The sequence below is a fragment of the Variovorax sp. H27-G14 genome (assembly GCF_046156345.1).
Classification (GTDB): domain Bacteria; phylum Pseudomonadota; class Gammaproteobacteria; order Burkholderiales; family Burkholderiaceae_C; genus Variovorax.
In genome coordinates, this window is the sequence record NZ_JAYLVN010000001.1 from 555573 (window position 1) to 569545 (window position 13973).

The window sequence follows — 13973 nt, forward strand, 5'->3', positions numbered from 1 at the left end:
GCTCCGCGAATGTCCCCCGGGGCTGCGCCCCTCCTCCTTTATTTCGCTGCGCAAGGCACCCCACCCTCCTGAGCGTTATTAGGAGCGGTCGTTGATCGCGCGAGCACTCAGAGCGTGCCCTGGTGCACAGGGCGTCGGGTGCTCCCCGCAGCGAAATAAAGGAGGAGGCCGCAGGCCGGGGGACATTCGCGGAGGGGAGCACCCGGCGGCCTGTGCACACGCCCTGAACTGCCTCCGCCCCAATCAGGGCTTGGGAACGCCAGCAGACCAAACAGCCCAGTTCCCAACAATGTGGTCGACCACACGCGACCCAACCAGCTCGATGTTCTCCACAGTCTCAGCAAACCCACCCGCCGTCTCCCCAGGCGCCGGGTCCAGATGCTGCAACGTGGTTTCCTTCGGACTGCCCTGGTCGAAGTTGACCGCTCCACGCAGACTCATCACACGGTCCGTGCCGTGCGTGCGCTTGATGACCAGGGTGATGGCAGCGGCCTCCATCTCGGTGATCACGTAGTCGTCCGCACCGTAGAGCTTGGCGATGTACTGCGCCTGCTTCGACATGCCCGGGCCGTGGAAAAAAGTGTCGCCCGTCATGTGCGTGCCGGTACCCACGAACGGGGCGCGGCGCGCTGCGGCGTCCGGGTAGCGCAAACGGTATTTGCGGGCCGCGTCGGAGTCCTTCAGCGGCGTGTCGCCCGAGAGCTTCATGGCCCAGCCCACTAGGTCGGGGTTGAGCTTGAAACGGCGGTACTCCTCGTAACCCTTGCGCGGCATGAAGGTCGGGGCGCCGGCCTTGTTTTCTTCGGGCGCCCAACGGTGGCCCAGGTCGTAATCGACCAGCCAGGTGGCCCAGCTCACCTCGCCGATGGTGCCGCGCGCAGGCGGCGTGCCGGCCACGCCGGAAATCACGTAGTAGGCCTGCGAAAAGTCGAGCTGCGGGTTCAACAGAATGGCCTGCATCGACGACGACGAGTTGACCTTGCCCATGCCCAGCACCGCGCCGCACACGCCGTCGGCGTTGCAGTACACGGGCTGCAGCGCGCCAGGCACGGTCATGGGCTTGGCGCCCTTCCAGTAACGCTCGTACCAGTGCTGGAACTCGCCGGCGCGGTCGCCGGTGTTCTGACCGATCTCGAACATGGCGGCGACGAAGACCTTGACCTTCACCGGAGCGGCCGGCGTGGCGGATGCAGAGGCGCCCGGGGTTGCGGTGGCAGTGGGCGTCGAAGTGGACGCGCACGCCGTGAACAGCAACACGGCGGCCGGTACCGCGAGCCAGCGGGCGGTGAAAAGAGAGGGCTTGAGGGCAGTCATTGGGGATCTCGATCTGAAAAGGAAAACACGCCATGGCTAGAGCAACAAGCGCGCCCAGCGCACCGTCGGCGCTTGCGGCGTCCTACAAACGGCGATTGTCGGCGCTGGCAAAAGCGGGGTGTCACGTCATCACTTCCACCCCATGCCGGCCACCACACCTTCCTTGCAGCCCGCTCCGTCTCTCAAGCCCGCCAGGCCACCGTCCAAGCCCACGCCCATCGCCAACGGCCTGGTCTACGTGACGCCCGAGATGCCCGGCATCCAGCGCCTGAAGCACGGCGAGCGATTTCGCTACCGCGATGCCAAGGGCCGGTGGCTGCGCGACGCCGACGAAATTTCGCGCATCCGCATGCTGGCCATTCCGCCGGCCTACACGCAGGTGTGGATCTGCCCGCTGCCCAACGGCCACCTGCAGGCCACCGGCATCGACGCGCGCGGGCGCAAGCAGTACCGCTACCACGCCAACTGGCGCTCGATGAAGGACGAGACCAAGTTCGACCGCCTCGAGGCCTTTGCGCTGGCGCTGCCACGCATTCGCGCCCGCGTGGCGCGCGACCTGAAGCTGCCGCGCGGCCAGAAGACGCCCGGCCGCGACCAGGTGCTGGCAGCCGTGGTGCGCCTGCTCGACACCACGCTGCTGCGCGTGGGCAACGAGGAATACGCGAGCACCAACGGCTCCTACGGCCTCACCACGCTGCGCAACCGCCATGCGGCGGTGCAGGGCCAGGCGCTGCGGCTGCGCTTTCGCGGCAAGAGCGGCGTGATGCACGACGCCAAGCTCGACGACCCGCGCGTGGCCAAGGTGGTGCGCCAGTGCCAGCAGTTGCCGGGGCAGGCGCTGTTCCAGTACGCGGACGAGAAAGGCGCGCCGCACACCGTGTCCTCCACCGACGTGAACGACTACCTGGCCGAGGCCGCGCGCGGCGATCGTTTCACCGCCAAGGACTTTCGCACCTGGCACGGCACGGTGCAGGCGCTGGAGCTCACGCGCCTGGCCTGCGAGCCCGGCCGCGCGGCCGGCGATGGCAGCCGCTACAGCGCCAAGGACATCCTGGCGGCCGTGGCCAAGCAACTGGGCAACACGCCCGCGGTCTGCAAGAAGGCCTATGTGCATCCGGCCGTATTGGCGCTGGGCAGCGCGCTGTCGGATGGCGACGAGGCCACGGGCGCGCTGTTCGAGACGATCGGCGGTAGCACCCAAGCCCGGCCGTCGCGCGGACTGCATGCGGCGGAACGGCGGATGCTGGCTTTCTTGAAGACGAGTCGCAAGACCATGGGGCGCGCCACGCGCAAGGTCTCGGCTGTTGTGAAGCCCTCCGCAGTGCGCAAGCCCTCGGCGGCGCGCGGCGGCAAGAAAGCTCAGTTGCCGGTGGCGAGCACCAGGCGCACGCTGTCGCCGTCGAGCGTCACGGCATAGCCCAGATCGTCGGCCAGGCTCTGCAGCGCCACGGCATCGATGGCCAGCGCGCGCGGCGCGCGGTGGGCGTCGAGCACCGAGGGCGAAGTGCCAGGGTCTCGCTTCACGGCCTGCAGGCGCACTGCATTGGCGCCGTCGGCCTCGATGCGAATCGCGCCTGCTTCGTCGGCGCCGTCGTGCAGGTAGCCCATCGCGCCAAGGAACAGGTAACGCAGCGCGGCGCCGGCGGGCCAGCGGTGTTCGTCTTCCTGCGGGTCGAGAGCGGCATCGACTTCCAGCGACACGCCGTGCAGGTCGAAGGCGGAGCGCATCAGCATCACGCACTGCCCCACCAGCGCACTGCGGCTGATGCCGTCGTCGGTGGTGGCCAGTTCCCAGTCGCGCAGCGAGCGGATGGCCAGCACCAGTTCGCCGACCTGGTTGTCGATGAGGGCCACGCGTTCTTCGCAGGCGGCAGCATCGACGGTGGGCGCGGCAACTTGCCGCTTGAGCATCAGCAGTGCCATGCGAATCACCGAGACCGGCGCCGCCATGTCGTGCCTCAGGGCGGGCAGGGCCCGGGTCAGGAGTTCGTGGCGCACGCCGGCGGCGATCCAGCTGCGCGCGCTGGGTGAGGACTTCATCGCGCGTCGGCCACGGTGGTCGGGTTCATCGGCACGGTCACGGTGGGTACTTCCTGAAACAAGGGGGAAATACAAGTATCGTGCCCGCCCTCGGCAATAGGCGTAGGAGCGCGCCTACTAAGGCCGCTGAACCCCAAACCTTTGGCGTTGGCAGCCGAGGCTCAGGGCTTGCCGAGGTAGGTGCGCACGTCCTTCACCTCCACGCCGGCCGCGGCAATGGCCGAGCGCAGCTGGGCCTCAGTCACGCCCAGCGTCTGGGTCCAGTAGCGCACTTCGTGCAGCTCGTTCACGTTGATGCGGGAGGCATCCTGCGGCCCGCGCTTGCTCAGGTCATCGGCCATGGTGTTTTCCTTTTGTAGAAGGCACCACAGTGCGGCCTGCGCGCGGCACTGACTGGAGGACGCTGGCGCGCCTGCTTGCAGGAGAAGACCGAGCGGCGCCCTCCTCTTCATCCCACCATGTCACCTAGACACGTCACTCGCCAAGCGACAGCGTTCCTGCAGCACGCGCTTCAGCAGCTTGCCGTTGGCCGTGGTCGGCATCGCGTCGATCACCTCGATGCGCGCCGGGCGCTTGTAAGGCGACAGGTGCTCCACCATGTGCGCACGCAGCGCCGCCTCGTCGAGCACGGCGCCCGGGTTCAGCTCGACGAAGGCGACGATCTGCTCGTTGCCGTCGGCCTCCGGCACGCCGACCACCGCGCACTGGTGCACGCCGTCGAAGCGGCCGATCACCGCCTCGATCTCCGCCGGGTACACGTTGAAGCCGGAGCGAATGATCATTTCCTTCAGCCGCCCGACCACGAACAGCGCGCCGTCGGCCTCGATCCGGCCCAGGTCGCCGGTGGCATACCAGCCGCCGGGGCGCATCACCAGCGCGGTGGCGGCGGGGTCGCGAAAGTAGCCCAGCATCAGGCCGGGGCCGCGCAGCCATATCTCGCCGGTGTCGCCCGTGTCGCCGGCTGCCACGTCGCTGCCTTCGAGCGACACGATGCGCGCCTCCCCGCCCGCCACCGCGTAGCCGGCCGAGGTGTCGGCGCGCGGCGCCTCTGTGCGCGTGAGGAACACCGAGCCCGCGTACTCCGACAGCCCGTAGCCGTAGTGCAGCGGCTGGCCGAAGAGTTGCTCCACACGCTGCTTGAGGCCAGGGTCGAGCGGCGCGGAGCCGGTGTACACGTAGCGCAGGTGCGCAAAGCGCGGCACGGCGTTCTCGGCCTCGATGTGCGCCAGCAAGCGCGCGTACATGGTCGGCGGGCCCAGCAGGTTCGACACCTGTTCGTGCGCCAGCGCGTGCAGCATGTCGGCCGGCGAAAAGCTCGCGCGCAGCACCAGCGCCGCACCGCCGGTGAGCGCGGCCATCAGCACGGTGCCGATGCCGAAGATGTGCGTCATCGGCAGGAAGGCGTAGGCACGGTCGCGCTCGCTCAGCGCGCGCACCTGCGCCGACACGCGACCGAAGTGCAGCAGCCCGCGGTGCGACACCATCACGCCCTTGGGTGTGCCCGACGTGCCGGAGGTGAAGATGATGGCGGCGGTGTCGGCCAGTGCGGCGTCGGGCTCGGTGCGCGCGTCGGCACGCACGGCCGAGTGCATCACGCCCGGCAGCGCAGCGGGTTGGGCATTGGCACGTTGCGCATGCTTTGCGGCGGCGTCGGACGCAGCTGTCGTGAAGCAGCACAGCCGCGCATCGGCCCGCTCGGCAATCGCGGCGACCTCGCCCGGCGACATGCGCGCGTTCACGCCGCACGACCACGCGCCCACGCGGCTGCAGGCCATCAGCAGCGCGATGTGCGCGGCGCAGTTCTCGGCCACCAGCACCACGCGGTCGGTAGTGCGCACGCCGGCGTCCAGCAGGTCTTGCGTGGCGGTATCGACCATGGCCTGCAGCGCGGCGTAGGTGGTCGTGCCCTCGGGCTGGAAAAGAAAAACGGTGTCGGCCGTGCGCGCGGCGCGGGCCTCCAGCAGGTGGTGAATCCGTTGCATTGCGGGTGCGCCCTATTCGGCCTCGATGCCCTTGGACGCCGTGGCCCACAGCTTGCGGTCCGACTGCCCCTTGCTCGCCAGCAGGTCGGCCGCGCCCGACCACACGTCATAGCCCTGCTCGCGCAGCCGGTGCGCGATGTCTTCGCGCGCCAGCATCTTCTGCGCCGCGGCGTTGATGCGCGCGGCCAGCGCCGGGTCCATGCGCGCCGGGCCGTACAGGCCGAACCAGCCGCCCACGTCGTAGCCGGGCACGCCCGACTCGATCATGGTCGGCACGTCGGGCAGCATGCGGTTGCGCTGGCGCGAGGTAACGGCCAGCGCGAGCACCTTGCCGGTCTGAATGAAGGGCTTGGACGTGGCGATGATGTCGAACATCATGGTCACGGTGCCGCCCATCACGTCGGCCAGCGCCGGGGCGCTGCCCTTGTAGGGCACGTGCGTCATTTGCACGCCGGTCATCTTCTCCAGCAGCGCGCCGCTCAGGTGGTTGGACGCGCCCACGCCCGCCGAGCCGTAGAACACCTTGCCCGGCCGCGCCTTCGCATAGGCCAGCAGCTCGGCCACGCTGTGCACCGGCACGTCGTTGTTGACGACCAGCACGTTGGTGTAGTCCACCAGCGGCGCAATGGGCGTGAGGTCTTTCATGGGGTCGAAGGCCATCTTGCGTTGCACGTTCGGGTTGATGGTGATGGTCGGGCTGGCGCCGAAGAACAGCATGGCGCCGTCGGGCGAGGCCTTGGCCACCGCGTCGCCACCCAGCGAGCCGCTGGCGCCGGGGCGGTTGTCCACGATCACCTGCGTGCCCAGCTCCTGGCTCAGCGCGGGTGCCAGCAGGCGCGCGGCACCGTCCACCGGGCCGCCCGCCGAATAGCCGACCACCAGCTTGATGAGCGGCGGCAAGGGCTGCTGCGCGAAGGCGCGGTGCGGCAAGGCGGTCAGCGCCGCGCCGCCCGCGAGCGCGGCCATCAGCTGGCGGCGCGAGAGGTCGAGGGAAGTCATGAGGGTTGTCTCCTGTTATGAATTTTTTGGCGTCTCTGATCGCTCAGGCCGGCAGGTCCAAAACCTGCCGCGCGAGGATGTTTCGCTGTATCTCGTTGGTGCCGCCGTAGATCATTGCGGCCGTGGAACCGATGAGCGGGGAGAGCACGTTGAAGGTCTGCCCGTCGAGCACCTGGTCGCCCGCCACCGCGCCCTGCTCTTCGCTGGCCTCGACCAGCAGCGCGCCAATGCGGTGAAAGGTTTCGCTGGCCCAGATCTTCAGCAGCGACACCGACGCCGGCAGTGGCTTGCCGGCCCGCACGATGTTGGCAAAGCCGGTGTAGGCGGCCGACAGGTCGAGTACATCGAGCCGCAACGCCGCAAAGCGCTGCGCGAACACCGGGTCCGCAAACAGGCGCCGCGCCTGCGCCAGCCGCGCGAGCTGGCCCAGCGCGTACTGCGACTGCTTGGGGCTGCCCAGGAAGATGCGCTCGAAGCCCAGCAGCGCCTTCGCAATGGTCCAGCCGCCGTGCAGCTGGCCCACCAGGTTGTCGGCCGGCACGCGCACGTTGTCGAAGAACACCTCGCAGAACTCGGGCTCGCCCGCCAGCGTGTGGATCGGGCGAATGGTGATGCCCGGCGTGCGCAGGTCGCACAGCAGAAAGCTGATGCCCTCCTGCTTGCGCGCGCTCTTGTCGGTTCGCACGAGCAGGAAGATGTGGTCGGCATCCTGCGCCAGCGTGGTCCAGATCTTCTGGCCGTTCACCACGAAGTGATCGCCCTGCGCATCGCGCCCCGGCAGCGCCTCGGTGCGCAGGCCCGCGAGGTCGGAGCCGGCGTTGGGCTCGGAGTAGCCCTGGCACCACACGTTCTCGCCACTGAGAATGCGCGGCAGAAAGCGCTGCTGCTGCGCTGGCGTGCCGTGCTGAATGAGCAGCGGGCCGATCATCACGATGCCCTGGTCGGGCGCGCGCGCCACGCCATACTGCTCCAGCTCTTCGATCCATGCGATGAGCTTGTCGGCCGGCAGCCCCATGCCGCCATGCGCCTGCGGCCAGGCGGGCGCGATCCAGCCCTGCGCCGACAGCGTGAGATACCACTCGCGCATTTCGCTCCAGCGCGCGCGGTGCGACAGGTAGCGCAGCGGCTGCGGATAGCGCTGCTGCAGAAAGGCGCGCACCATGCGGCGGAAATCGGCCTCGGGCATGGCGGCCCAGTCGGCGGTGCGCGGGAACTCGCCTTGCCAAGTGACCACTGCCGTGGTGGTCTCGGCCCCGCCGGTCAGCACGGCATGGCGGCGCTGGTGCGTGCTGACGTTGCCCAGCCAGGCCGACAGGCACAGCACGCGCTTGTAGAACAGGCTCAGGTCGCACTCCTGCGTGTAGCCGATGGCGCCGTGCAGCTGCACCGCCGTGCGCGAGGCCTGCAGTGCGGCGGCGGTGCAGCGCGCGTTCACGCGGCTGGCCTCGGCGTCGAGCCGTTCCGCCGACAGCCCCTGCGCGGCCAGCGCGAGCACCTCGTTGAGCGTGGCCTGCGCCACCTCGAGGTGAATGAACATGTCGACGCAGCGGTGCTGCAGCGCCTGGAAGCTCCCGATGGGCTTGCCGAACTGCGTGCGCGTGCGCAGGTAGGCCAGCGTTTGCGCCAGCATGGCCTGCCCCGCGCCCAGCAGCTCGGCGGACTGAAGGATCTGGCCGGCAGCGAGCGCGTGGCGCAGCGCGTCCTGCGCGGCCGGGCCTTCGGCCAGTACCGCGCCGGCCGGCAGTGCGACCTGCTCGAAGCGAAGGTTCGAGGCCTGGCTGCCATCGACCAGCGGCACGAGTGTTTCGCTCACGCCGCCGGTGCCGCGCGGCACCCACAGCAGCACCGCATCGTCTTGCCCGCGCGCCGACACCAGCCAGCCGCTGGCCGCAGCGCCGGGCAGCACCATGAGCTTTTCGCCCTGCAGCAGCACGCCGCCGACCTCGCCCGGTCGCCCGTTCCATGGCTCGCAGCCGCAGGCCAGCGGCACCGCGCTCAGGTCGCCCGCGCTTTCCTGCCACGCCAGCGCGGGCAGGCTGCGCCCTGCCACCAGCTCGGCCAGCAGGTCGCGTGCGGCCGGTGTGTCCAGCTTGGCGAGAAGCAAAGCGCTGAGGCCGGCCACGGCCAGCAGCGGCTCGGGTGCCACATGCTCGCCCGCGGCGCGCAGGATTTCGGCGGCGCCGTCCAGGCCCAGCGCCAGGCCGCCTGCCGCTTCAGGGGTCAGCATGCCGGGCCAGCCGAGCTCGGCGATGCGGCGCCACCCTTCGGGCTCGTCGACTGCTTCGGTGACCTGGTGTTCCATGCGGCTGCGCCGCCGGGCGATGGCGCGGCTGCGCGTGAAGTAATCGAGCGCTGCTTCGCGCATTGCCGCGAGTGAATCGGAGTCCATCTGTAGGGTTGCCTCGTTGCGTTGCAAAGACGAACCGCAGCGTGCCCCAAGACCCCGCAAGCGGGCATTTGCATTTGCCGAAGGGAGGGTTTCGCAATCAGAGAACCTGCCCGCGCAAGGCAGGGCTAGATTCGCTGCCATGACCAAGATCAAGAAATCGCTGCATACCGAGCTGGGCCACAGCACGCCCGACAAGATCACCGTGCGCGGGCGCGACCTGCCCTCGGAAATTCTCGGCCACCTGAACCTGGGCGACATGGCCTTCCTGGAGCTCACCGGGCGCATCCCGACGCCGCAGGAATCTGTCACCTTCAACGCCATCGTCGTCACGCTGGTGGAGCATGGCGTCACGCCCAGCGCACTGGCCGCGCGCCTTACCTATGCCGGCGCGCCCGAGGCGCTGCAAGCCGCTGTGGCAGCTGGTCTTTGCGGGTTGGGCTCGGTGTTCGTCGGCAGCACCGAAGGCGCGGCCAAGATGCTCTACGAGGCCATTCCCTTCGGCGAGAAGCCCGTGCGCCCGCTGGCCGACATGGCCACGGACATCGTGGCCGACCACCGCGCGCGCAAGCAGATCGTGCCGGGGCTGGGCCATCCGCTGCACAAACCGATCGACCCGCGCACGCCGCGCCTGTTCCAGATTGCGGCGGAGAACGGCCTGTCTGGCCACTACGTCGCGCTGATGCAGGCGGTGCAGGCCGAGGCCGAGCGCGTGTCGGGCAAGTCGCTGCCAATCAACGCGACGGGTGCCATCGGCGCCATTGCGGCGGAGTTCGGTTTTCCGTGGAAGATCATTCGCGGCTTTGGCGTGATGGCGCGCGCCATCGGGCTGGTGGGCCACATCCTGGAGGAGATCGACGACCCGATGGCCATCGAGATCTGGCAGCGCGTGGAAAAAGAGGCCGGCGGCCCGCGCCAGGACTGAACGACAGGCCCCCATGAACAACGCCAACGACAAGAACTTTCCCGACATCCGCGACGCGGTGCGCGACCTTTGCGCGCAGTTTCCCGATGCCTACTTCCGCAAGATCGACGAGGCGCGCGGCTACCCCGCCGAGTTTGTCGACGCCCTCACCAAAGCCGGCTGGATGGCCGCGCTGATTCCGCAGGAATACGGTGGCTCCGGCCTGGGCCTGTCCGAGGCCTCGGTGATCATGGAAGAAATCAACCGCTGCGGCGGCAACTCCGGCGCCTGCCACGGCCAGATGTACAACATGGGCACGCTGCTGCGCCATGGCAGCGAGGCACAGAAGCTCGCCTACCTGCCGAAGATCGCCAAGGGCGAACTGCGCCTGCAGTCGATGGGCGTCACCGAGCCCACCACCGGCACCGACACCACAAAGATCAAGACCACGGCGGTGAAGAAGGGCGACCGCTACGTCATCAACGGGCAGAAGGTGTGGATCTCGCGCATCCAGCATTCGGACCTGATGATCTTGCTGGCGCGCACCACGCCGCTGGCGGACGTGAAGAAGAAGACCGAAGGCATGTCGATCTTCATCGTCGACCTGCGCGAGGCCATAGGCCACGGCATGACGGTGCGGCCCATTCTGAACATGGTGAACCACGAGACCAACGAGCTGTTCTTCGAGAACCTCGAAATTCCGGTGGAGAACCTCATCGGCGAGGAAGGCCAGGGCTTCAAGTACATCCTGGACGGGCTCAACGCGGAGCGCACCTTGATTGCCGCCGAATGCATCGGCGACGGCTACTGGTTCATCGACCGCGTGACGGCCTACACCAAGGAGCGTGTGGTGTTCGGGCGTCCCATCGGGCAGAACCAGGGCGTGCAGTTTCCGATTGCCGAGGCGTTCATCGAGACAGAGGCGGCCAACCTGATGCGCTACGAGGCCTGCCGTCTGTTCGACGCGCGCCAGCCCTGCGGCGCGCAGGCCAACATGGCCAAGTACCTTGCGGCCAAGGCAAGCTGGGAGGCGGCCAATGCATGCCTGCAGTTCCATGGCGGCTTCGGCTTTGCGTGCGAATACGACATCGAGCGCAAGTTCCGCGAAACGCGCCTCTACCAGGTGGCGCCGATTTCGACCAACCTCATCCTGAGCTACGTGGCCGAACACATGCTGGGCCTGCCAAGGTCGTTCTGAAAGCGAACCACACCATGAACGAATCCAGAACCCTCGCAGACTTTGCCGCCGGGCTGCAGTTCGAACACATTCCCGCCCCCGTGCTGCGCCGCGCCGAAGACCTGATGCTCGACTGGCTGGGCTCGGTGCTGGCGGCCCGCACGGCGCGGCCCATTCGCAGCATCGAGCGCTTCGCGCAGACGATGGGGCCGGCCGAAGGGCCGAGCGAAATACTCACCTCGCGCCGCACCAGCTCGCCGCTGTTCGCGGCCATGGTCAATGCAGCGGCCTCGCACTTCGTGGAGCAGGACGACGTGCACAACGGCTCGGTGTTCCACCCCGCGGCCGTGGTCATCGCGCCCGCGCTGGCCGTGGCGCAAAGCATCGGCGCGAGCGGTGCGCAGTTGCTGACGGCGGTGGTCGCGGGCTACGAGGTGGGCATTCGCGTGGGCGAGTTTCTGGGCCGCTCGCACTACAAGACCTTTCACACGACCGCGACGGCGGGCACGCTCGCAGCCGCTGCGGCAGTCGGCCGCCTGCTGAACCTCACGCCGCAGCAGATGCTGCATGCCTTCGGTTCGGCCGGCACGCAGTCGGCCGGTGTGTGGGAGTTCTTGCGCGATGCGGCGGACTCCAAGCAGCTGCATTGCGCGCATGCGGCCACCAGCGGTTTGATGTCGGCGTACCTCGCGCAGGACGGCTTCACGGGCGCGCAGCAGATCCTGGAAGGCGCGCAGGGTCTGGGGGTGGGCATGTCGAGTGACGCTGACCCGGCGAAGCTCACCGACGGCCTGGGCACGCGCTGGACGCTGGCCGAAACTTCGTTCAAATACCACGCGTCGTGTCGCCATACCCACCCCGCCGCAGATGCGCTGCTGCAGGTGATGACGCAGCACAAGCTCAAGCCCGCCGACGTGTCGCGCGTGACCACGCATGTGCACCAGGGCGCCATCGATGTGCTGGGGCGTGTGAACGTGCCGGCCACGGTGCACCAGGGCAAGTTTTCGATGGGCACGGTGCTGGGCCTGATGGCCGTGCACGGCCGCGCGGGGCTGGGCGAATTCGACCGCGACTTTCTGGCGCCGGAGGTCTCGGCCTTTCGGGAGAAGGTGTCGATGGCGCTCGACGAAGAGGTCGACACGGCCTACCCCGCGCGCTGGATCGGCAAGGTCAGCGTGCACACCGCCGACGGCCGCACGCTGCAGGGCCGTGTGGACGAGCCCAAGGGTGATCCGGGCAACAGCCTGAGCCGGGCGGAGATCGAGGACAAGATGCAGCGCCTGGCGCACTACGGCGAAGGCGTGACAAGCGACGAGGCCAAGGCTCTGTGCGAACGCGTGTGGCAACTTGAAGCCACGCCGCGTGTGGGGCGCTGGTTGGGCTGAAGGGCTTCAGGCGAAGAGCCGGCCCTGATGGGGCGAACGCGCATCGAGCCCCGCGGTGCACACCAGGTCCCAGAAGCCGGCCGGCGAGCTGGACACCACCGGCACCTGCAGCCGCGCTTCCACTTCGCGCACCGCATCGAGCGTGACCAGCCCGCCGCAGGAGATCAGCACGCCTTGCGCGCCGGGTTGCGCGTCGAACACTTTCACGCACAGGTCGACCAGCACCTGCGTCGGCACCTCGCCGACGGCCTGTACGTTGCTGATCGACAGGCCTTCGAGTGCCAGCGGCTCGATGTCGTTCTGCTCCAGGTACTTGCGCAGATGCACGTTGACCTCGTCGATGTAGGCCGTGGCCACCGCGACGCGCCGTACCTTCAGATGGCCCAGCCCTCCGACGATGGCGTTGCTCATGGTCGTGCAGGGCAGGCCGGTGGCCTGCGCCATTTCCACCTCGAGCTGCCGGTTGAACGCAGTGCCGCGAAAGAAACTCAGCGAGGTGCCCATGAGGGAGATGGCGCTCACGCCCTCGTTCTTGAGCGCGACGGCTTTCTCGACGACCGTGTCAATCACATCGAGGTAGCCGCGCGTGGAGATTTCGCCCAGGGCGAGGCCCCGCGCGCTGAAGCGGATGCGTTCGCCGTAGAGCAATGGGCCGTCCACCGGCACCGCTCCGGCGGCGGGTGGAACGATCAGGCCCAGATGGGGGGTTGGCATTCAACTCCCCTCCACCACGATGCGCTGCTCGGTGATGATGCGTTTCCATCGCGTCGTTTCGTCGGCCATGTCCTTGCCCAGTTGGGCCGGCGTGGCGTACGCGCGCAGCGTGCCCTGCGCGGTCGCCGCGGCACCGGTCTCGGGGGTGTCGAGCACGGTCTTCACCGCGGCCGAGAGCCTGGCGACGATGTCGTCGGGCGTGCCCGCCGGCGCCAGCACGAAGATGCGCGGCGCCACATCGAAGCCCGGCAGCGCGTCGGCCAGCGGCGGCACGTTGTCCACGCCCTCCAGCTTGGCGGTGTTCATCAACGCCAGCGCGCGCAGCTTGCCCGCCTTGGCCTGCGCCATGCCGGCCGTGGCACTCACCACGCCGATGGGAATCTGCCCGCCGATGACGTCGGGCACGATCTGCGCGGCGCCACGGTACGGCACGTGCACCACGGTGCTGCCCGTGCCCTGCTTGAGCATCTCGAAGCCCAGGTGCTGCACCGTGCCCACGCCGGAGGTGGCGTACGAATAGCGCGACGGATGCGCCTGGATTTCCTTGACCAGCTCGGCCGGCGTCCTGGCGGGAAAGTCGTTGCCCGTGACGATCATCAGCGGCGAGACGAAGGCGCCCGCCACCGGCCGGAAGCTGGTGAGCGGGTCGATGCCGATCTTGGGCTGCAGCAGCTTGGCGATGAGCAAGGCGCTGTCGCCCATCATCAGCGTGTAGCCGTCGGGCACCGACTTGGCGACGAACTCGGCCGCAATGAGGCCGGTGGCGCCGGTGCGGTTTTCCACCAGCACCTGCTGACCCAGCACGGCCGACAGGCGCACGCCAAGCAGCCGCGCCACCGCGTCGACCCCGCCGCCGGCGGAATAGCCGACCACCAGGCGAATGGGCTTGTCGGGGTACTTCTGGGCCCAGGCCATGGGCGCGGCGAGCAGGCCCACTGCCACTGCCACGGCCACGGCGGCGCGCAATGCATGCCGGCGCGCCGGGCGAAGGAGTTGTGTGGTTGTCATCGTGTCTCCGTTGTCTTTTTTCGGGTGTCGCCGGCCGTCTGCGCGGCCTGGTCGTGAAGGAAAG

Annotated in this window: 12 protein-coding genes; 4 read left to right on the forward strand and 8 right to left on the reverse strand. The window is 68.6% G+C overall.

Annotation, left to right across the window (positions count from 1 at the left end; translation table 11 throughout):
- Nucleotides 1–243: 243 nt before the first annotated feature.
- The gene (locus VLK31_RS02610) at nt 244–1314 is read right to left on the reverse strand and encodes a purine-nucleoside phosphorylase (protein ID WP_409166809.1); all 1071 of its coding nucleotides are present in this window, start codon (nt 1312–1314) and stop codon (nt 244–246) included.
- A gap of 142 nt (nt 1315–1456) precedes the next feature.
- Here VLK31_RS02610 and VLK31_RS02615 point away from each other — a divergent pair, with 142 nt between their 5' ends.
- Entirely contained in the window at nt 1457–2731 is a 1275-nt protein-coding gene (locus VLK31_RS02615) for a DNA topoisomerase IB (RefSeq protein ID WP_409166810.1), read from the forward strand.
- Here the strand turns inward: VLK31_RS02615 and VLK31_RS02620 are convergent.
- From VLK31_RS02620 to VLK31_RS02640, 5 genes are all read right to left on the reverse strand, one after another.
- Nucleotides 2674–3354: a hypothetical protein gene (locus VLK31_RS02620; protein WP_409166811.1), complete on the reverse strand. Its 681-nt coding sequence runs from the start codon at nt 3352–3354 to the stop codon at nt 2674–2676. The two genes, VLK31_RS02615 and VLK31_RS02620, sit on opposite strands and share 58 nt — an antisense overlap.
- A gap of 161 nt (nt 3355–3515) precedes the next feature.
- Nucleotides 3516–3695 (reverse strand): DUF3606 domain-containing protein, encoded by a 180-nt coding sequence (locus VLK31_RS02625; RefSeq protein ID WP_409166812.1) that lies wholly within the window; start codon nt 3693–3695, stop codon nt 3516–3518.
- A 120-nt stretch (nt 3696–3815) separates the two neighbouring features.
- Nucleotides 3816–5336: a class I adenylate-forming enzyme family protein gene (locus VLK31_RS02630; RefSeq protein WP_409166813.1), complete on the reverse strand. Its 1521-nt coding sequence runs from the start codon at nt 5334–5336 to the stop codon at nt 3816–3818.
- Between the two features lie 12 nt (nt 5337–5348).
- Nucleotides 5349–6335, reverse strand: a complete 987-nt coding sequence (locus tag VLK31_RS02635) for a Bug family tripartite tricarboxylate transporter substrate binding protein (protein WP_409166814.1) — start codon at nt 6333–6335, stop codon at nt 5349–5351.
- Nucleotides 6336–6378: 43 nt separating this feature from the next.
- On the reverse strand, nt 6379–8724 hold the full coding sequence (locus VLK31_RS02640; protein WP_409166815.1) for an acyl-CoA dehydrogenase: 2346 nt from the start codon (nt 8722–8724) through the stop codon (nt 6379–6381).
- A gap of 139 nt (nt 8725–8863) precedes the next feature.
- Here VLK31_RS02640 and VLK31_RS02645 point away from each other — a divergent pair, with 139 nt between their 5' ends.
- The 3 genes from VLK31_RS02645 to VLK31_RS02655 are packed head-to-tail and all read left to right on the forward strand — an operon-like array spanning nt 8864 to nt 12187.
- Complete coding sequence (locus tag VLK31_RS02645; protein WP_409166816.1) at nt 8864–9646, forward strand: citryl-CoA lyase; 783 nt, start codon at nt 8864–8866, stop codon at nt 9644–9646.
- A gap of 13 nt (nt 9647–9659) precedes the next feature.
- A complete protein-coding gene (locus VLK31_RS02650; protein WP_409166817.1) occupies nt 9660–10823 on the forward strand; it encodes an acyl-CoA dehydrogenase family protein in 1164 nt (387 codons plus the stop codon).
- Between the two features lie 14 nt (nt 10824–10837).
- A complete protein-coding gene (locus VLK31_RS02655; protein ID WP_409166818.1) occupies nt 10838–12187 on the forward strand; it encodes an MmgE/PrpD family protein in 1350 nt (449 codons plus the stop codon).
- Between the two features lie 6 nt (nt 12188–12193).
- Here the strand turns inward: VLK31_RS02655 and VLK31_RS02660 are convergent, their stop codons facing one another.
- Both VLK31_RS02660 and VLK31_RS02665 read right to left on the reverse strand, forming a co-directional pair.
- Nucleotides 12194–12901, reverse strand: a complete 708-nt coding sequence (locus VLK31_RS02660) for an arylmalonate decarboxylase (protein WP_409166819.1) — start codon at nt 12899–12901, stop codon at nt 12194–12196.
- Nucleotides 12902–13909 (reverse strand): Bug family tripartite tricarboxylate transporter substrate binding protein, encoded by a 1008-nt coding sequence (locus VLK31_RS02665; protein ID WP_409166820.1) that lies wholly within the window; start codon nt 13907–13909, stop codon nt 12902–12904.
- Nucleotides 13910–13973: the final 64 nt, after the last annotated feature.

Excerpts from the sequence above, each read along its gene's own strand:
- VLK31_RS02610 (WP_409166809.1), bottom strand. The coding sequence starts at position 1,314 with ATGACTGCCCTCAAGCCCTCTCTTTTCACCGCCCGCTGGCTCGCGGTA.
- VLK31_RS02615 (WP_409166810.1), top strand. The coding sequence starts at position 1,457 with ATGCCGGCCACCACACCTTCCTTGCAGCCCGCTCCGTCTCTCAAGCCC.
- VLK31_RS02620 (WP_409166811.1), bottom strand. The coding sequence starts at position 3,354 with ATGAAGTCCTCACCCAGCGCGCGCAGCTGGATCGCCGCCGGCGTGCGC.
- VLK31_RS02625 (WP_409166812.1), bottom strand. The coding sequence starts at position 3,695 with ATGGCCGATGACCTGAGCAAGCGCGGGCCGCAGGATGCCTCCCGCATC.
- VLK31_RS02630 (WP_409166813.1), bottom strand. The coding sequence starts at position 5,336 with ATGCAACGGATTCACCACCTGCTGGAGGCCCGCGCCGCGCGCACGGCC.
- VLK31_RS02635 (WP_409166814.1), bottom strand. The coding sequence starts at position 6,335 with ATGACTTCCCTCGACCTCTCGCGCCGCCAGCTGATGGCCGCGCTCGCG.
- VLK31_RS02640 (WP_409166815.1), bottom strand. The coding sequence starts at position 8,724 with ATGGACTCCGATTCACTCGCGGCAATGCGCGAAGCAGCGCTCGATTAC.
- VLK31_RS02645 (WP_409166816.1), top strand. The coding sequence starts at position 8,864 with ATGACCAAGATCAAGAAATCGCTGCATACCGAGCTGGGCCACAGCACG.
- VLK31_RS02650 (WP_409166817.1), top strand. The coding sequence starts at position 9,660 with ATGAACAACGCCAACGACAAGAACTTTCCCGACATCCGCGACGCGGTG.
- VLK31_RS02655 (WP_409166818.1), top strand. The coding sequence starts at position 10,838 with ATGAACGAATCCAGAACCCTCGCAGACTTTGCCGCCGGGCTGCAGTTC.
- VLK31_RS02660 (WP_409166819.1), bottom strand. The coding sequence starts at position 12,901 with ATGCCAACCCCCCATCTGGGCCTGATCGTTCCACCCGCCGCCGGAGCG.
- VLK31_RS02665 (WP_409166820.1), bottom strand. The coding sequence starts at position 13,909 with ATGACAACCACACAACTCCTTCGCCCGGCGCGCCGGCATGCATTGCGC.